The sequence below is a fragment of the Christiangramia portivictoriae DSM 23547 genome (genome assembly GCF_000423045.1).
In the GTDB taxonomy this organism is placed as follows: Bacteria; Bacteroidota; Bacteroidia; order Flavobacteriales; family Flavobacteriaceae; genus Christiangramia; species Christiangramia portivictoriae.
The window spans coordinates 36,248-52,988 of sequence record NZ_AUHF01000009.1; the positions used below are offsets into that span (position 1 = coordinate 36,248).

The 16,741-nt window shown below is 39.5% G+C and carries 12 protein-coding genes; 5 read left to right on the forward strand and 7 right to left on the reverse strand.

The genetic code is table 11. From position 1 onward, the window contains the following. The first annotated feature begins 31 nt into the window (after positions 1-31). The gene (locus G529_RS15650) at positions 32-1,381 is read left to right on the forward strand and encodes an MFS transporter (protein ID WP_035695841.1); all 1,350 of its coding nucleotides are present in this window, start codon (positions 32-34) and stop codon (positions 1,379-1,381) included. A 23-nt stretch (positions 1,382-1,404) separates the two neighbouring features. On the opposite strand, the gene G529_RS0108100 is transcribed toward G529_RS15650, so the two are convergent. Genes G529_RS0108100 through G529_RS0108115 form a run of 4 tightly spaced genes read right to left on the reverse strand, consistent with a single transcriptional unit; the run spans position 1,405 to position 4,333 of the window. Continuing rightward, positions 1,405-2,127, reverse strand: coding sequence for a head GIN domain-containing protein (locus tag G529_RS0108100; protein ID WP_026915057.1), 723 nt, complete (start codon positions 2,125-2,127; stop codon positions 1,405-1,407). 26 nt (positions 2,128-2,153) lie between these two features. Next, positions 2,154-3,260 (reverse strand): DUF4097 family beta strand repeat-containing protein, encoded by a 1,107-nt coding sequence (locus tag G529_RS0108105; protein WP_026915058.1) that lies wholly within the window; start codon positions 3,258-3,260, stop codon positions 2,154-2,156. Further along, positions 3,241-3,789: a hypothetical protein gene (locus tag G529_RS0108110; protein WP_026915059.1), complete on the reverse strand. Its 549-nt coding sequence runs from the start codon at positions 3,787-3,789 to the stop codon at positions 3,241-3,243. Before G529_RS0108110 ends, G529_RS0108105 begins: the two co-directional genes overlap by 20 nt. Next, positions 3,779-4,333, reverse strand: a complete 555-nt coding sequence (locus tag G529_RS0108115) for an RNA polymerase sigma factor (protein WP_026915060.1) — start codon at positions 4,331-4,333, stop codon at positions 3,779-3,781. The genes G529_RS0108110 and G529_RS0108115 overlap by 11 nt, the downstream gene beginning before the upstream one ends. 209 nt (positions 4,334-4,542) lie before the next feature. Here G529_RS0108115 and lon point away from each other — a divergent pair, with 209 nt between their 5' ends. The 4 genes from lon to rpsA all read left to right on the forward strand — a co-directional run bounded on the left by lon (position 4,543) and on the right by rpsA (position 10,979). Then, a complete protein-coding gene (gene lon, locus G529_RS0108120) occupies positions 4,543-6,993 on the forward strand; it encodes an endopeptidase La (RefSeq protein WP_026915061.1) in 2,451 nt (816 codons plus the stop codon). A gap of 93 nt (positions 6,994-7,086) precedes the next feature. Next, on the forward strand, positions 7,087-7,779 hold the full coding sequence (cmk, locus tag G529_RS0108125) for a (d)CMP kinase (protein WP_026915062.1): 693 nt from the start codon (positions 7,087-7,089) through the stop codon (positions 7,777-7,779). Then, on the forward strand, positions 7,780-8,952 hold the full coding sequence (locus G529_RS0108130) for an MFS transporter (RefSeq protein WP_026915063.1): 1,173 nt from the start codon (positions 7,780-7,782) through the stop codon (positions 8,950-8,952). It abuts the gene before it with no gap. A 176-nt stretch (positions 8,953-9,128) separates the two neighbouring features. After that, complete coding sequence (rpsA, locus tag G529_RS0108135; protein ID WP_026915064.1) at positions 9,129-10,979, forward strand: 30S ribosomal protein S1; 1,851 nt, start codon at positions 9,129-9,131, stop codon at positions 10,977-10,979. A gap of 80 nt (positions 10,980-11,059) precedes the next feature. On the opposite strand, the gene G529_RS0108140 is transcribed toward rpsA, so the two are convergent. The 3 genes from G529_RS0108140 to G529_RS16180 form a co-directional block, all read right to left on the reverse strand. Next, positions 11,060-13,438 carry an alpha-L-rhamnosidase-related protein gene (locus G529_RS0108140; protein WP_051201398.1) on the reverse strand — a complete coding sequence of 793 codons (2,379 nt, stop codon included), beginning with the start codon at positions 13,436-13,438 and terminating at the stop codon, positions 11,060-11,062. 113 nt (positions 13,439-13,551) lie between these two features. Beyond that, a complete protein-coding gene (locus tag G529_RS0108145) occupies positions 13,552-13,953 on the reverse strand; it encodes a response regulator (RefSeq protein WP_026915066.1) in 402 nt (133 codons plus the stop codon). Next, positions 13,940-16,660 carry a PAS domain-containing sensor histidine kinase gene (locus G529_RS16180; protein WP_051201399.1) on the reverse strand — a complete coding sequence of 907 codons (2,721 nt, stop codon included), beginning with the start codon at positions 16,658-16,660 and terminating at the stop codon, positions 13,940-13,942. The genes G529_RS0108145 and G529_RS16180 overlap by 14 nt, the downstream gene beginning before the upstream one ends. Between the last annotated feature and the right edge of the window lie 81 nt (positions 16,661-16,741).

Here is a 16,741-nt window from a genome sequence, read left to right on the forward strand (position 1 = left end):
CGTATTCGGTGGCTTTTTCTATTTTTAAAGCATGAAGCAATTACCTAAAGGCAGCAAAAAATTAATTCATGCATGGGCATTTTACGACTGGGCTAATTCAGTTTACAGCCTTGTTATTTCCTCAGCGATATTTCCAATATTTTATGGTGCTCTTACCATCGTAAAAGATTCCGAAGGGAATATGATCAGCGATACCGTCGAATTCATAGGTTTTAACTGGAATAACGATACGCTTATTAGTTATGTGACAGCCGCTGCATTTCTGGTAGTTAGTCTCTTAAGCCCTTTTTTATCAGGGATCGCCGATTATGTGGGAAACAAAAAAAACTTCCTGAAATTCTTCTGTTACCTGGGAGCCGTTTCCTGTATTGGTCTATTCTGGTTCAATCTTGAGAATCTATGGTTTGGCCTGCTTTGCTACTTTCTTGCTCTTATTGGTTTCTGGTCCAGCCTGGTATTCTATAACTCTTACCTGCCAGATATTGCCTTCAATGATCAACAGGATAAAGCGAGTGCGAAAGGATTCTCTCTTGGTTACCTGGGAAGTGTGATTTTGCTGGTGATCTGCCTGGTAATGATTCTATTCCATGACCTGTTTGGGTTTGAAGATGAAGGTATGCCTACCCGACTTTCATTTGTATTGACAGGAGTGTGGTGGATTGGATTTAGTCAGTACACCTATCATTATCTTCCTGAAGGGAATAAAAAAGCACGGCTCACCAATAATATTTTATTCAACGGATTCAGGGAACTGAAAGGCATATGGATAAAGATCAAAGAGAATAAGCACTTGAAACGTTATCTGGTTGCATTTTTTGTCTATAGTATGGCTGTGCAGACCATCATGTTAATCGCTACTTACTTTGGCATCGAGGAACTTGAATGGGGAGAGCAGGACGCTACTACGGGTTTGATCATTAGTATATTACTCATTCAGCTGGTGGCGGTTCTGGGAGCTTTTCTTACTTCACGACTGGCGATCAACTATGGAGACGTGAAAATCCTGATTTTTATAAACCTCATCTGGATTGCAATTTGTGGTTATGCGTATTTCATCACAACTCCGCAACAGTTCTATGTAGCAGCAGCATCCGTAGGTCTGGTGATGGGAGGGATACAATCATTGTCAAGGTCTACATATTCTAAAATGTTGCCAGAAAATGCCGTAGATACTGCCAGTTATTTTAGCTTTTACGATGTGGCTGAAAAGATTGGGATCGTGATTGGGATGTTTATGTATGGGCTGGTCGCTCAAATTACTGGAAGCATTAGAAATTCTATTTTATTCCTAGTTGTATTTTTCATTGCCGGAGTATTTTTATTAATGCGCGTTCCGAAAAAGCAACCTAAATTAGAAAACCTGCCAGATGACAGGTTTTGATTTGTTCGAAACGCAGATCTTAGCTAGTAGCTGGAAACCTTGCCCGATCCATTTGTCTTGAAATTTTGTTTCTCCGGATCACCTTTATAGACAATGTCACCAGAGCCACTAACATTGGCCTTTAGACTTGATGCGGCATACACCATCACATCTCCGGAACCGGAAACTCTCGCTTCCACGTGCTTTGCTTTTAGATCGAAAGCATCAAAATCGCCGCTTCCAGTCACGTTACATTCAAAATTCTCGCTACTGCCTTTGATCTTGATGTCTCCGGAGCCTGTCACCTGACCTTTGAGATATTTTGATTTGATATCCAGGACCATGTCGCCTGAACCGGTGACACTCACGCTTAGCTCTTCTTCTGAAAGGCTGTCCTGCGTCCAAATGTCTCCGCTTCCGGTAAGTGAAATAGCGTTAACACTTTCTACAGGAACGGTGATAAGAAGATCCTTTCTGGTTTGAAGGTTAACGCCTTTTTCAGTAGAAATTTTAAGCGTACCATTCTTAACTTCTGTAAGAATATACTCCTGTAAATTGCTTTCCGCAGCAACCTTGATGTTTCCTTCGCTCCCAGATACCAATTTTACGTTCATGGATCCAACCACATGGATTTTCTCGTAATCTGATGTACTCCTGGTCTCGGTGACCATGTTTCCATTTCCGCGGACTTTCTTACTGCCCCATTGAGCCTGGGCAGAGGTGAAGGCAAGCAAGAGTAAGGCTGTAAGTAATAATGCTTTTTTCATGATTTGTAATTTTAATGGTTGATTAATTATTCTTTGCTAAATTTTACACTTCCATAACTGGTGGAGATATCGATTCTTGCTCCAGATCCTGTCCCATAATTTCCTGATATCGACTTACTTGTATTCTTATCGTTCGTACGGCGAACGTCAAGATCATCTGTTCCGCTAATTCCTCCATAGTTGGTTCGAACGTCAAAGCTAAAGGTCATTTCCCGATCGTAACCCAGATGTACACCGGCATAATCTGTATCAATATTTACGGTTTTGGTGCCTTTTACTATTTTCTCGATATGCAATGATCCATAATCCAGGTTGATGTCTGCTGAAGTAAAAATCCGGTCCACAGTGGTCGTTAAGTAATCTCCGTTTCCAATAAGGACCTGGACCTTATTGACCTCCATACTTCCGTAATCGCAGTTAAAATCAAGTTTGGATACTTTTCGAATTCGGGATTTGGTATAATCTGCATTGACCAGTAATTCTTCAGCTTCTCCAATTTCATAATCTGAATAATCTGCATCAATTTCTGCATTGGTCACAAAACCAATTCGGCTGCTTCTGGAATAGTCAAAATTTAAAATATTAGTGCGGCCATTCAGCTCGCCCACATCAATTTTTCCGTAGTCACAATTGATATCAGTATTTCCAAAAGTTTTGTCAATATAGATCCCGCCGTAATTATTATCCAGGTTCAGATTGTTGTTTTCAGGGGCCCGAATCACGTAATTTACCTCCATGTTCACATTATTGAATCCATCAAAGATATTCTTCCACCAGGATCGATCTTCTTTTGAGAATTTTGTCGTTGCGGTCACTCCTGCAGAATTCTGATTAAATTCTACCCGAATATCATCAAGCTTGTCTTCCACTTCATCTTCATCATTCCCATTGGTCTTGATAATAACCTCTATTTGAACCCGATTTTCTTTCCAGGTAACAATATCTATGTTCCCGTAACTATTGTTGATGTTGAGATCGGCATTTGATTTTACATCAAATTCTTTCCTGATGGTCTTTTTCCTGGTGTGTTTACCCTCTTCAATGACAGGTTCAGTATTTGTACAGGTGCTGTCGGGATACAGGTTCGTTACAAGCACCGTGAAAAATAGGATGCTAGATAGTATTGCTTTCATAATTTTGATTGTTTAATGATTTGATGTTTTCGATTTGTATTAATACTTCGCTAAGTAGATCTATTCGCTGCTGAAAATTTTGAATCATGGCATGAATCACTCTTTTGTCATTTCCGCTTTCCAGCAGATCTTTTTCCAGTTTATTATATCGTTTCTCCAGCTTTTTCAATTGCTGAAGGGCATCCTGGATGATCGCCTGGGTTTCAGGAGTAGCTTCAGCATTGAGTGCGATGAGTTCTTTTTCGATTACTCCCGTATAAAATTCCTGCGTTTGCCTCATTTCCGGAGAAATACTGGCAAGGTGGGATTGATTGCCCTGCTCGAAATTACCGGACAGTAATAACACCAGCGCAAGTACCGCGGCAATACTTAAGAATCCTATCCAAAGTTTTGCTGAATCCTTTTCAGCAATTCCAGGCATTTTGGCCTCCTTCAATTTCCTGGCAAACCTATCACGATGAGCTGTTTGTGGTTCTTCAATGTCAAAATTTACAGACTCGAAGAATTCTTCTAATTCCTTATTTTTCATGTTGCTGCAATTTTTTTCTCAGGCTTTCCTTGGCTCGGGAGATCATCGTTCTGCAATTTCCATAAGAGATCTTCATAATTTCGCCAATTTCTTCATGATCGTACCCTTCAATAAGATGTAAGGTTAGACACAGCCTGTAATTCTCTTTTAAACTCTTCAAAGCATTCAGTACTAATTTTACTTTATCACTGTTGTGATCTTCACCAGCTACACCTACACTGTCTGCTTCGTTTTTAAGCTCATCGTTATAAGAAACCTCTGCCAGCTTCTTAGATTTGTTTAAAGCAGTGATACTTTGATTGATCACAATACGTTTCAGCCAGGCTCCAAAGGTGGAGTCCTCGTTGAAACTATGGATCCTGGTAAACGCTTTTAAAAACGAATCCTGCATAATATCTTCAGCTTCAGCAGAGTGCCCTGTTATTCTAAAGGCTGTGTTGTACATCGCTTTATAATATCGATCATAGATTTCCATCTGTGCACGCTGTTCTCCTTTTCGGCAGCGGGCAACAAGATCATTAATATGTGTGATGGTTGGTGTCAATTAATGCCTGTTTCTATTCTAAAGATGTAACTTTTCGAACAATGTTACACTTTCTGAAAATTAATTTACAATGAAGGCGTGGCATAGGAATTGAATATTTGATATTGAAAATCTACAGAAAGCTGCAAAGCGTTGTCTAGCAAGGCTTCTAACGATAGTTACCAAATTAGTGAAATTTGATCTGGTGACAGTTTGACTTAAATATAATTATGGCTAAAACAAAGTTTACGAATATTGACAGTTTGTCATTTCAAGGGATAGATGAAGATGCAGAATTGATTCCTCTTATGACACCTGAAGATGAGGAAGAAATAAATAAGGAAAATCTGCCGGAAACCTTACCAATCTTACCTCTTAGAAATACCGTGCTATTTCCAGGGGTTGTGATTCCTATTACTGCGGGTAGGGATGCATCCATTAAGCTTATTAACGAGGCGAACAATGGAAGCAAAATCATTGGTGTGGTTTCGCAAAAGGATGAGGAAGTAGAGAACCCTACTTCCAAAGATATCAATAAGGTAGGTGTGGTTGCACGTATTTTAAGGGTTTTAAAAATGCCTGATGGGAATACGACGGTGATTATACAGGGTAAAAAACGCTTCCAGATCACACAGGTAGTGACTGAAGAACCCTACATGAACGCTACCGTTGCTGAGGTTCCCGACACACGACCTGAGGCAGATAATGCTGAGTTCGGTGCAATTATAGAATCGATAAAAGATCTTGCGCTTCAAATTATAAAAGGGAGTCCTAATATTCCTTCGGAAGCATCCTTTGCGATCAAGAACATAGAAAGCAATTCTTTCCTGATCAATTTTGTTTCTTCTAATATGTCTCTGTCTGTTTCTGAAAAACAAAAGCTGCTGGAGATGAATGATCTTAAGGAGAGAGCACTTTCCACGCTGAAGCATATGAATACTGAGAACCAGAAGTTGGAACTCAAAAATGATATTCAAAGCAAGGTGCAGAGTGATATGAGCCAGCAGCAGAGAGAGTATTTTCTTCACCAGCAAATGAAGACCATCCAGGAAGAGCTTGGAGGTGTTTCTCATGAAGGTGAAATTGTAGAGATGCGTGATCGCGCAAAAGACAAACAGTGGGGCGAAGATGTTCAGAATCATTTTGAGAAAGAACTTTCCAAAATGCAGCGTATGAATCCTCAGGTTGCGGAATACTCCATTCAAAGAAATTACCTGGACCTGTTTCTGGATCTTCCATGGAACGAGTTCAGTAAAGATAAATTTGACCTGAAGCGGGCCAAGAAGATTCTTGATCGCGATCATTATGGTCTGGATGACGTTAAAAGAAGGATCATTGAATATCTAGCTGTTTTGAAGCTGCGAAACGATATGAAATCTCCGATTCTATGTCTTTACGGACCTCCGGGAGTTGGTAAAACCTCGCTGGGAAAATCGGTTGCTGAAGCACTAGGCAGAGAATATGTCAGGATTTCTCTGGGTGGTCTAAGAGATGAAGCAGAGATACGCGGACACAGAAAAACTTACATTGGTGCTATGCCAGGTAGAATTATTCAAAGTTTAAAGAAAGCTGGAACCAGTAATCCTGTTTTTGTTCTGGATGAGATCGACAAATTAAGTATGGGAAATGCGGGAGATCCTTCTTCAGCATTACTCGAAGTTCTGGATCCTGAGCAGAATTCAGAATTTCATGACAACTTCCTGGAAATGGGATTTGACCTATCCAAGGTGATGTTCATTGCCACCTGTAATTCTTTGAATACCATTCAGCCGGCACTAAGAGACCGAATGGAAATTATCAACGTGACTGGTTATACGATCGAGGAAAAAGTAGAGATCGCAAAGAGACATTTACTTCCGAAGCAATTAGAAGAACATGGTCTAACCGCTGAACATCTAAAAGTTGGAAAGAAACAGCTTGAGAAAATTGTGGAAGGCTACACCCGAGAATCTGGAGTGAGGTCGCTGGAGAAGCAAATTGCCAAAGTGGTAAGATACGCCGCCAAGAACATCGCGATGGAAGATGAATACAACATCAAACTGAACGATGAAGATATTATTGAAATTCTGGGAAGTCCTAAAATGGAACGCGATAAATATGAGAACAATGATGTGGCTGGTGTGGTTACCGGACTTGCTTGGACTCAGGTAGGTGGTGATATTTTATTCATTGAATCCATTCTATCAAAAGGTAAAGGGAACCTCAGTATTACCGGGAATCTCGGGAAAGTGATGAAGGAATCTGCGACCATCGCTATGGAATATATCAAAGCAAATGCAGACGATCTTGGTTTGGATGCTAGTATTTTCGAAAAATACAACGTTCATATTCATGTTCCGGAAGGAGCAACTCCAAAGGACGGTCCAAGTGCAGGTATTACGATGCTTACGTCTCTGGTATCATTATTTACTCAGAAAAAGGTTAAGAAGAGTATTGCCATGACTGGCGAGATTACCTTACGTGGTAAGGTGCTTCCTGTTGGCGGAATCAAAGAAAAAATTCTGGCAGCTAAAAGAGCCAGGGTAAAAGAATTGATCCTGTGTGAAGAGAACAAACGTGATGTTGAAGAGATCAAGGATGAATACCTCAAAGGATTAACCTTCCATTATGTAAGGGATATGAGCGATGTTATAGATATCGCCATTACGAAGCAGGCGGTAAAGAACGCTAAGAAGTTATAAATTTATAAAAAGCCCCGAAAGGGGCTTTTCTTTTATATAAACATCTGGTAAAGGTTTTAAAAATTTACCTTTGTAATTCGAAGTTTCAAGTATATGAGTAAAAAAATAACAATCGCTATTGATGGCTTTTCTTCTACAGGTAAAAGCACTGTTGCAAAAGGACTGGCTAAAAAATTAAATTATGTTTATGTAGATACCGGCGCTATGTATCGCGCGGTGACTTTGTACATGATGCGTAAGCTGTTTGTCTCAGATACCAATTTTGATGAGGAAGCAATTATCAGGCACCTGCCATTTGTTAGTTTAAAATTCGTCTTTAACGAAGAGAAAGGTTTTGGTGAAATGTACCTGAACGGCGAAAATGTGGAAAAGGAAATTCGGTACATGGAGGTGTCGCAACAGGTGAGTAAGGTGGCTGCGTTAACCGATGTTCGAAAGATGCTAGTGGAGCAACAGCAGGAAATGGGTAAGGAAAAAGGGGTAGTGATGGATGGTCGCGATATTGGTACTGTGGTTTTTCCAGATGCCGAATTAAAGATATTTATGACCGCTTCTACTGAAAAAAGAGCGCAGCGTAGATATGACGAGCTTATTGAAAGAGGGGATGAGGTAGGATATGACGCTGTCCTGAAAAATGTAAAAGATCGTGATTTTATGGATTCTACTCGCGAAGACTCCCCGCTAATTCAGGCGGAAGATGCTGTGGAATTTGATAATTCAGACTTGGATCTTAAAGAGCAATTCAACCAGATATTAAAGATTGTAGAAGACAGATTGTCTGAATAAATGTCTGAAAACAAAGGTATAAGTAAAGCGGTACTATATTTAATGTCTGCCAGTGCCGGTTTGGTAGTAGCCAATAATTACTACAATCAACCTTTATTAAATTTAATTGCGACTGACTTCGGCGTTTCTGAAGCGGCAGTGAGTAATGTCCCATTATTTACTCAGCTTGGATATGCCTTTGGATTATTATTTATAATTCCGTTAGGAGATAAATTCCCCAGGAAAAAGATGGTGATGGTCGATTTTATTGTCATCATCATTAGCCTTCTCGCCATGGCGATTGCTCCAAGTTTACCAATTCTAATATTGTCTGGATTCTTGGTTGGCTTTTCCTGCGTGGTGCCTCAGGTATTCGTGCCTATGGCGGCTCAACTGGCAAATCCAGAAAACAGGGGTAGTGCCATTGGTATCGTGATGAGTGGATTGCTTATAGGGATCCTGGGAAGTAGATTCATCAGTGGTTATGTAGGGGAATATTTTGGCTGGCGTACCATGTATTATGTTGCAACCGGAATAATGCTAATACTTTGGTTACTTCTGAAATTGAAATTACCAGAACTTCAACCCGATTTCAAAGGTACCTATAAACAACTCATGCAATCTACCTGGCATTATTTTAAAACCGAAAGTCCGGTGCGACTTGCTGCGCTGAGAGGAGGACTTGGATTTGCAGGTTTTAGTGCTTTCTGGACTACTCTGGTTTTTGTAATGGAAGAAAATTTTAATTATGGAAGCGGTATCGCCGGAGCTTTCGGGCTATTAGGAATAGGAGGGGCGTTGGCGGCAACTGTTATTGGTAAGCTCAGCGACCGTATGAACAAGAACAATTTGATCACCCTGGCCACGCTCATCATGCTCTTAGCCTGGGTGATTTTTGAATTTTCAGGCAATTCGATAGTTGGTATGGTCACTGGAGTTCTTTTGGTAGATATGGGCCTGCAATCACTGCATATCACGAATCAGAATATTATTTTTTCCAGGAACCAGGATGCACGCAATCGGATAAATACGATCTATATGGTGGGATACTTTGCTGGCGGCGCTCTGGGAACGGTCACAGGTGCATATGCCTGGGAACTTTTCCATTGGGAAGGAGTGGCAACTCTAGGTCTTTTTTACACGATACTCATATTAATTACTCACTTCCTTTTTAAGAAAACTGAATCTGCTTAAAAATAGGAGAGTAGGGGTTTGATTTATATAAATTAAATTGTATTTTTGCACTCCTTTTTGGCAGAATACCGGGAATCCAAAAAGGCTTGAAAATCAAAACTATAAACAACTTCTGTAGTTTCTGTTTTGCTGAAAGATTTCCGAAGAAACACAGGATACAAATTTAGGAGTCAGTAATGGCTGAAGAAAACACAAACAAAGAAACTCAGGAAATTGAAGTACAAGAGGTTGCCGGTATGGCAAATGAGTCTCAACCTGACGCAGAAACGCAACAGGCTAATCCTGAGAAATTTCTGGAAGAATTTAACTGGCATAATTACGAAGAAGGAATTGATCCTATCGACGATAAGAAGCTGGAAGAATTCGAAAAATTAGTAGCTGAAAATTTCGTTGACACTTTAGATGACGAGGTTGTAACAGGAAAAGTAATCAATATTACAGATCGTGATGCAATCATTGATATCAATGCAAAGAGTGAAGGTGTTATTTCCCTAAACGAATTTCGTTACAACCCAGACCTTAAAGAAGGTGATGATGTAGAGGTATTGATCGACGTTCGTGAAGATTCTACAGGTCAGTTAATCCTTTCTCACCGTAAGGCGAGAGTGATCAAGGCTTGGGAAAGAGTGAATACTGCACATGATGAAAGTCTTGTAGTAAATGGATTCATTAAATGTCGTACTAAAGGTGGTATGATCGTAGACGTATTTGGTATCGAAGCTTTCCTTCCAGGATCGCAGATCGATGTGAAGCCAATCCGTGATTACGATGCTTACGTTGGTAAGAACATGGAATTCAAAGTAGTGAAAATCAACCACGAGTTTAAGAACGTTGTTGTTTCTCACAAGGCGCTTATCGAAGCAGATATCGAAGAGCAGAAGAAAGAGATCATCGGGCAGCTTGAAAAAGGTCAGGTTCTTGAAGGTACTGTGAAGAACATTACTTCTTACGGTGTATTCGTTGACCTTGGAGGTGTTGATGGACTTGTTCATATCACAGATCTTAGCTGGTCTAGAATCAACCATCCAAATGAGATCGTTGAACTTGATCAGAAACTGAACGTGGTAATTCTTGACTTTGATGAGTCTAAGTCTAGAATCCAGTTAGGACTTAAGCAATTGAGCCAGCACCCATGGGATGCTCTTAGTGAGGATCTTAAAGTTGGTGACAATGTGAAAGGTAAAGTAGTTGTAATCGCAGATTACGGTGCATTTATCGAAGTTGCTGAAGGTGTTGAAGGTCTTATCCACGTTTCTGAAATGTCATGGAGCACGCACCTGCGTTCAGCTCAGGATTTCGTAAATGTTGGTGATGAGGTTGATGCTCAAATCCTTACTTTAGATAGAGAAGACAGAAAAATGTCTCTTGGTATCAAGCAATTGAGCCAGGATCCATGGACTGATATCACTTCAAAATATCCAGTTGGTTCAAGACATGAAGGTATCGTTCGTAACTTCACTAACTTCGGAGTATTCGTTGAGTTAGAAGAAGGAATCGACGGACTTATCTATATCTCTGATCTTTCATGGACTAAGAAGATCAAGCACCCATCTGAGTTTACTAACGTAGGTGATAAGCTTGAAGTTGTAGTTCTTGAATTGGATGTAGATGGTAGAAAACTAAGTCTTGGTCATAAGCAGATCGAAGATAACCCGTGGGATAAGTATGAAGCTGACTTTGGAGTTGGAACAAAACATACTGCTGCGATCACTGAGATAGTAGACAAAGGAGCAACTATCGACTTCAATGAGGATATTACTGCATTCGTTCCACAGAGACATCTGGAGAAAGAAGACGGTTCTAAACTTAAACAAGGTGAAGAAGCAGAATTCCAAATTATTGAATTCAATAAAGAATTCAAGAGAGTGGTAGCTTCTCATATGGTAATTCACAAAGAAGAAGAGCAAAAAATCGTTAAGCAGGCTGCTAAGAAATCGGCTTCGCAAAACAAAGACAACGCCACTACTATTGGTGATGTTAATGCTGATCTTCAGGCATTGAAAGACAAGATGGAAGGAAAGAGCTAATTAACTTTCTTAATCCTTAAATATAAAACCTCCTTAGTTTTCTAAGGAGGTTTTTTTATGCGTAAAAAATTGCTGAGAGTTTATTTGGAACTAATATTTACCTGCTTTCCAGTGATCAGAAAAGAAGAATTCTTATCACTTTTCTGCTCCAGTATCTCACCATCCAGAAGATATTTACCTTTGGGTAGAACGACTTTCATTTTCCATTCTGGCTGAAGCTGTGTTATCTTAAGAGTTATTTTTCCATCAAATTTTGAATAATAAATGGAAATAGAATTTTCAGCTATTTTTATATTTTCGAGAGAAGCGTTCTCCCATTCTTCTGGCATTTGAGGTTTGATGACTACCAGTTTTTCAGAAGCAAATGGATCTACACCAAAAAATTGCTGGACAATGGGTATTGCATAGCTATAGACGGTCCATGCCTGAGTGATCATCCCATAATCCGGACTCACTTCATACATACTGCCAGGGAATGCATAACTGAAAGAACGGCTCATTTTCTTCAGGTAATTCAACGCCTGGTCCGGTCTACCGTAATTATTTTCAGCAATCGCCTGCACTCCGGTTGGAAGTGTCATTACAGCACCTGTGTAGGAAAAACTTTTACTTCCCTTAAAGCTTCCGCTTCCTTCTTCTGAAGAGGCATCGCGGTCTATACCGGTAACAAATACTCCAAATGGATTAGTGTATCTTTCAGCTGTCCTGAGGGCTTTGATTGCTTTAGCGGAATCGGCAATTTTCATTTCCATGGGAGTATTTACCACCCAGTTATGATGTAAGACAAAAGGTCGAGGCCTGGTTGAAGGATTATTTTCAATAAACGTCCTGGTTTTTTTTAATTCTGAAACAGACCACGGCTTCTGTAGGGTGTCGGCCCGAATGATCGCATCATCAATGAGCCTTAAAGCCTGGGAATCGGTGCCAATAAAATCTGCATACGACTCGAATTCTTCAGACCAGAATTCAGTATTAATTTTTTGTTTTAATATCCCGGCGGTGTTACTATATTGATCACTTATATCATCAAGATTCAGCTCTTTTGCGATTTTTGAAGCATCTTCGAAACCTTTCTGCGTATAGGTAGCGACGTCTATCATTTCACTGTCAAGACCATGAATTTCCATCATTCCGAAGCCATCAGGAAATAGATTATTATTTTCATCATTCTCGTTCAGTAACCATTTCAAGCCTTTCTGTATGGTTGGGAAATATTCTTCAAGAAAGCTCCTGTCACCATTCCATTTATAGATCTCCCAGATCAATGAAGCGAACTGAGGGGTTTCGTTGATGTTTCCCTTGTTAAATACGGCTCCGTTGGTGGACATTTCATGAATAATCCGGCCATTTTGATTAGTTGACATGGAAACACTATCCAATAGTCTTATAGTTTTATCGACCGCTTCGGTCTGTCCAACTGCCATATATCCTTTTAGCGCATATTCGCTATCCACTCCAAACCACCATGGATAGTCCGGAATTCCTGCGGTTATACCGGTTCCAATTTCAGGTATGGTTTGAACGAGCCATTCGCTATTGTATTTGATCCATTCGAAGGCCTGCTGCATATTCTTATCTGGAATGGTGAGTTTTGAGCTTTCAGCGATTTGCTTATACTTCGCCTTCTTTAGTTTGATCTCATTTTCAAGGTTGTTTTCGAGATAATTGAGAGTTTTGAGTGAATTTGATTTTGAAATATATGAACCGGCAAGAAAGAATGTGATCATTTGAGATTGCCCGGGTTCTATGGAAATGTTATAACCCAGCAATGTACCCGTGCCCTGACCTTGATATTGCTGCTCAATACTATCCTGGTAGCTTGATCTCAGATCAGATTGGATGACCACGCTCCAGGGGTTATTCCTGTCTTGTACCATCCAGTAATCCTGATCCTGGTTATAGGTCGCTATATCCGGGGAATCCAGCATATTGGTTCTTTCCCCAAGCCACGTTGGTCTAAGATCTGAGTAAGCTTTAAAATTGAATTGTAAATCTTTTGTCGCTTTACCATTGTTTTTCAGTATAAATTGAATGGCCAGGCTTTGTGTTGTATCGGAAACAAATTGCCAGCGTTCTACTTTGATATCCTGTTTTTTCAGATCAAAAAGATGCAGACTCGCAAATGGATAGTTGATGAATTTTGTGGCTTGATCCAGTTGAAAGCTATCCTGTTCGATAATGACTTCGGCAGATATACCATCAAAAAGTTTAATTGGATGATTCCAGATTCCACCCATTTCCCCATCAATATGCCAGCCAATTTCAGGAAATGTTCCATCCTGATGACCTACGACATAAGTTCTTCTTCCAGCGGTTACAAAAGGGGAGTTGATGTATGCTTCTTTACCCTCAATAAAAGGGACACCTTTCAAATGTTGTTTTATACTGGTGGTATTTTGTGAAGTAGCTAATTGAGAGATAGTGATGATCGATAGAAAGGCAATTCTTTTAAGCAGCATGAGCATGGAAATATTTATGCTTTCAATTTAAAATAATTTTCCAGGTTGTTAAAATTAAGCGGACCTACAGCTAAAGACGAGTATTTAAAATTCTTAATATGGATATCCCTGAATCAATTTTTTTGAAAATTATTCATCAGGCTCATTAATTGATCTGCTTTAATTGGTTTGACCAAATAATTATCCACTTCCCCATAACTTTTAGCGCGCTCTACATCTTCAGGATCTACGGAAGAGGTTACAATATAAATGACAACTTTTTTTGAACTTGGAATATTGATGAATTCATCCAGAAATTGCCAGCCATCCATTATTGGCATGTTTAGATCAAGCAAAATTACATCAGGAACAGAATTATTGCTACTCATGATAGGTCGCAAATTGGTAATAGCTTCATCTCCATTTTTGAAAACCATGATGCTGCTGGCAAAATCTGCCATTTCCATAATTCTTTTAGTCCCGTATATAAAAATAGGATCATCATCTATGATACAGGCGATATCAACTTTTTTCATAACTCTTTAAATATATTGAAAAGGTCGTGCCCTGTCCCGGAATACTTTTTACCTTAATTTTTCCGTGCAACGCCTCAATTTGATTTTTCGTTATAAACAATCCAATTCCTCTTGAATCTTTGTGGTTATGGAAGGTTTTATACATTCCAAAGAGCTTCCGGCCATGTTTTTTCAGATCAATGCCAAGCCCGTTGTCTTCAATATCGATTTTTACGAAACCATCATCCTGTTTTTCGGCTGTGAGTGCTACATAAGATTCTCTATGCGATGAGCTGTATTTGACAGCATTGGTCATAAAATTAAGAAGGATACTATCTATGTAGGCAGGCACACCTAACACATTTTTATCTTCTGAGATATTATTTCGAATTTTTACACCTTGCGTCGCTGCAATCGCTGTGATAGAATGTTTGATATTCTCCACGCTTTTGTACAGGTTAACTGCTTCTAAATTTATTTCGACAGCAGTATTGATCAGGGTTACCTCATTTAAATGTTCAATGGTTTCAGAAAGATTGCCAGATGCATTAGTGAGATGAGAGAATATCTCGTTGTTTTTTAATTCTGGATAATCACGCATGGAAAGATCCAGGAGCATACCAATGTTACTGGAGTGTGATCTCAGGTTGTGTGAGACTATATGAGCGAAATTCTTCAGTCGGGCATTTTGTTCCTGGGTAATTAACATGACATTGGATAGCTCTTCTTCTACCAGTTTAAGGTTGGTAATGTCGATGGCCATAAATAGAAAACCTTTGTTTTCATTATTTTCAGTAATTGAAGTAATGGCCAGTTGTACCGGAAGTTCACTCCCGTTCTTCCTTACATAAGTCCAGTCTTTGTTCTTAAAATCCTTGCTTGTGGAAATTCTTTCCAGGAATTCCGGAAGTTCATAAATTTCAGCTTCAGCAAAAAGGCGATTAGAAAATTCCTCCAATTCTGAATTAAGATGTATAGAGGTGATATTTAGCTGTTGGGAAACTTCTTTTTGGGAATAGCCAAGCATCTTTTCAGCTCCTTTATTAAAAGATATGATCCTACCTTCAGAATCTGTGGAAATGATGCTAACCTGAGTACTGGAATTAAAAATGCTTTCCAGTTCTCCCAGCGTTTGTTTTAATTGCTGGGAAGCGATCTTCTCTTTTGTAATATCAGTGATTTGGGATACAAAGTGCAAAGGCGCTCCGTGATGATCACGAACTAGAGAAACAGCCAGATTGATAAAAACGATCGATCCATCTTTATGAAAATATCGTTTTTCCATATGGTAATATTTTCGCTCATCTGCAACCAGTTCATTTAGTAAATTCAGGTCGGTATGCAGGTCATCGGGGTGAGTGATATCCTGGAAACTAAGTTTTTTTAGTTCTTTTTCGGTATAACCAATGATATTACAGAGACTCTTATTGACCTTCAACCAGTTTCCTTCAATATCAAGTATGGCCATCCCAATGGCTGCATGTTCAAAACTACCTCTGAAGGTTTGCTCACTAATACGTAATTTTTCTTCAGCTTTTATCCTGTGATTAATATTATGCATCGCCACTACCGCGCCATCCAGCTTGCCTTCATGATCAAACAGCTGAACACCATTTACTGAAACCGTAACTTCTTCACCATTTACCGGCCTAATCTTAATCAGCTCGTTTGAAATAGTGCCGCTATTTAATGCTTTGATTAACGGAATCTCCTCCGGTTTAAGGGCCCTTGTTCCTTCAGCATTGTAAAGACCGTAATGCCTGGATAGCTCCTCTTTGGGAACTGGTCTGGCAGGTAAGCCATGCCAGTCTTTGGTTGCCTGGTTGAACAGGGTAAGATTGCCTTTTGCATCACAGGCAACAATTCCAACTTCAACACTTTCAAGAACTTTCTCCATAAGTTCCTGTTTGCGGTAATTCTCTGTCTGGCTATTCTTAATTTCGGTAATATCTGCCGTATGCATAATGATACCGCCTATACGATTTTCAGAATTATACCATGGTCGCACCTCCCAGGTAATCCAGTTCGTTGTACCATCTGCACGAACAAAGCATTCTTCATCCATACTATGAATGGCTCCGCTTAAACATTCCTGATGAATCCTTTTCCAGTTCTCACCAATTTCCGGAAAAATCTCGTAATGAGACTTTCCAATGACATCAAGATTTTCAATGTTATAATCCTTTAGCCATCTTTTTGATACGGCGATGTACTTCAAATTGTTGTCAAACATGGCGATAGCAGAGGGAGCTTGCTCAATAAATAATCTTTTTAGCTCAAACCTTTTTTTCATCTGGCTTATCTCCTCACTGTTAACAGCGCCGGCAATACCGTATGATAATTGCTGAATGATATTCTGGACAGATTCCTCCAAAGCAAAAATCAATGATCTGTCTGCTAACTGGATCGCTTTGTAAGAGAACTTTCTAAAGTGATTTTTTAATGTTTTGAGTCGAATTTGACCCGACTTTTCAGGATCCTGCTCAATTTTTAAAAGAAGTGATTTCCAATTAGAAACCTTTAAAAAATCTGCAGACTTATATTTTGTTACAACGCTTTCCGGAGGTGGAAATCCCAGATTTCGTAGGATTTGAACATTCAGCCAGATATGCTCCGGTTCTTCTGGTTTATAGATCAAAAATCCGTGCAAGCCATATTTTTGAACGAATTCAAAGGCATGAGGTTCTCGCATAATTAATGAGATTTCTTCTACTCTCACTTTCTGCATAGGGTCGGTCGTTAGCGTAGATTGGGGGTAATCTATTACTGCAATTAAGATATTTTCTCGCATTTAAGCAACTCTAAGATT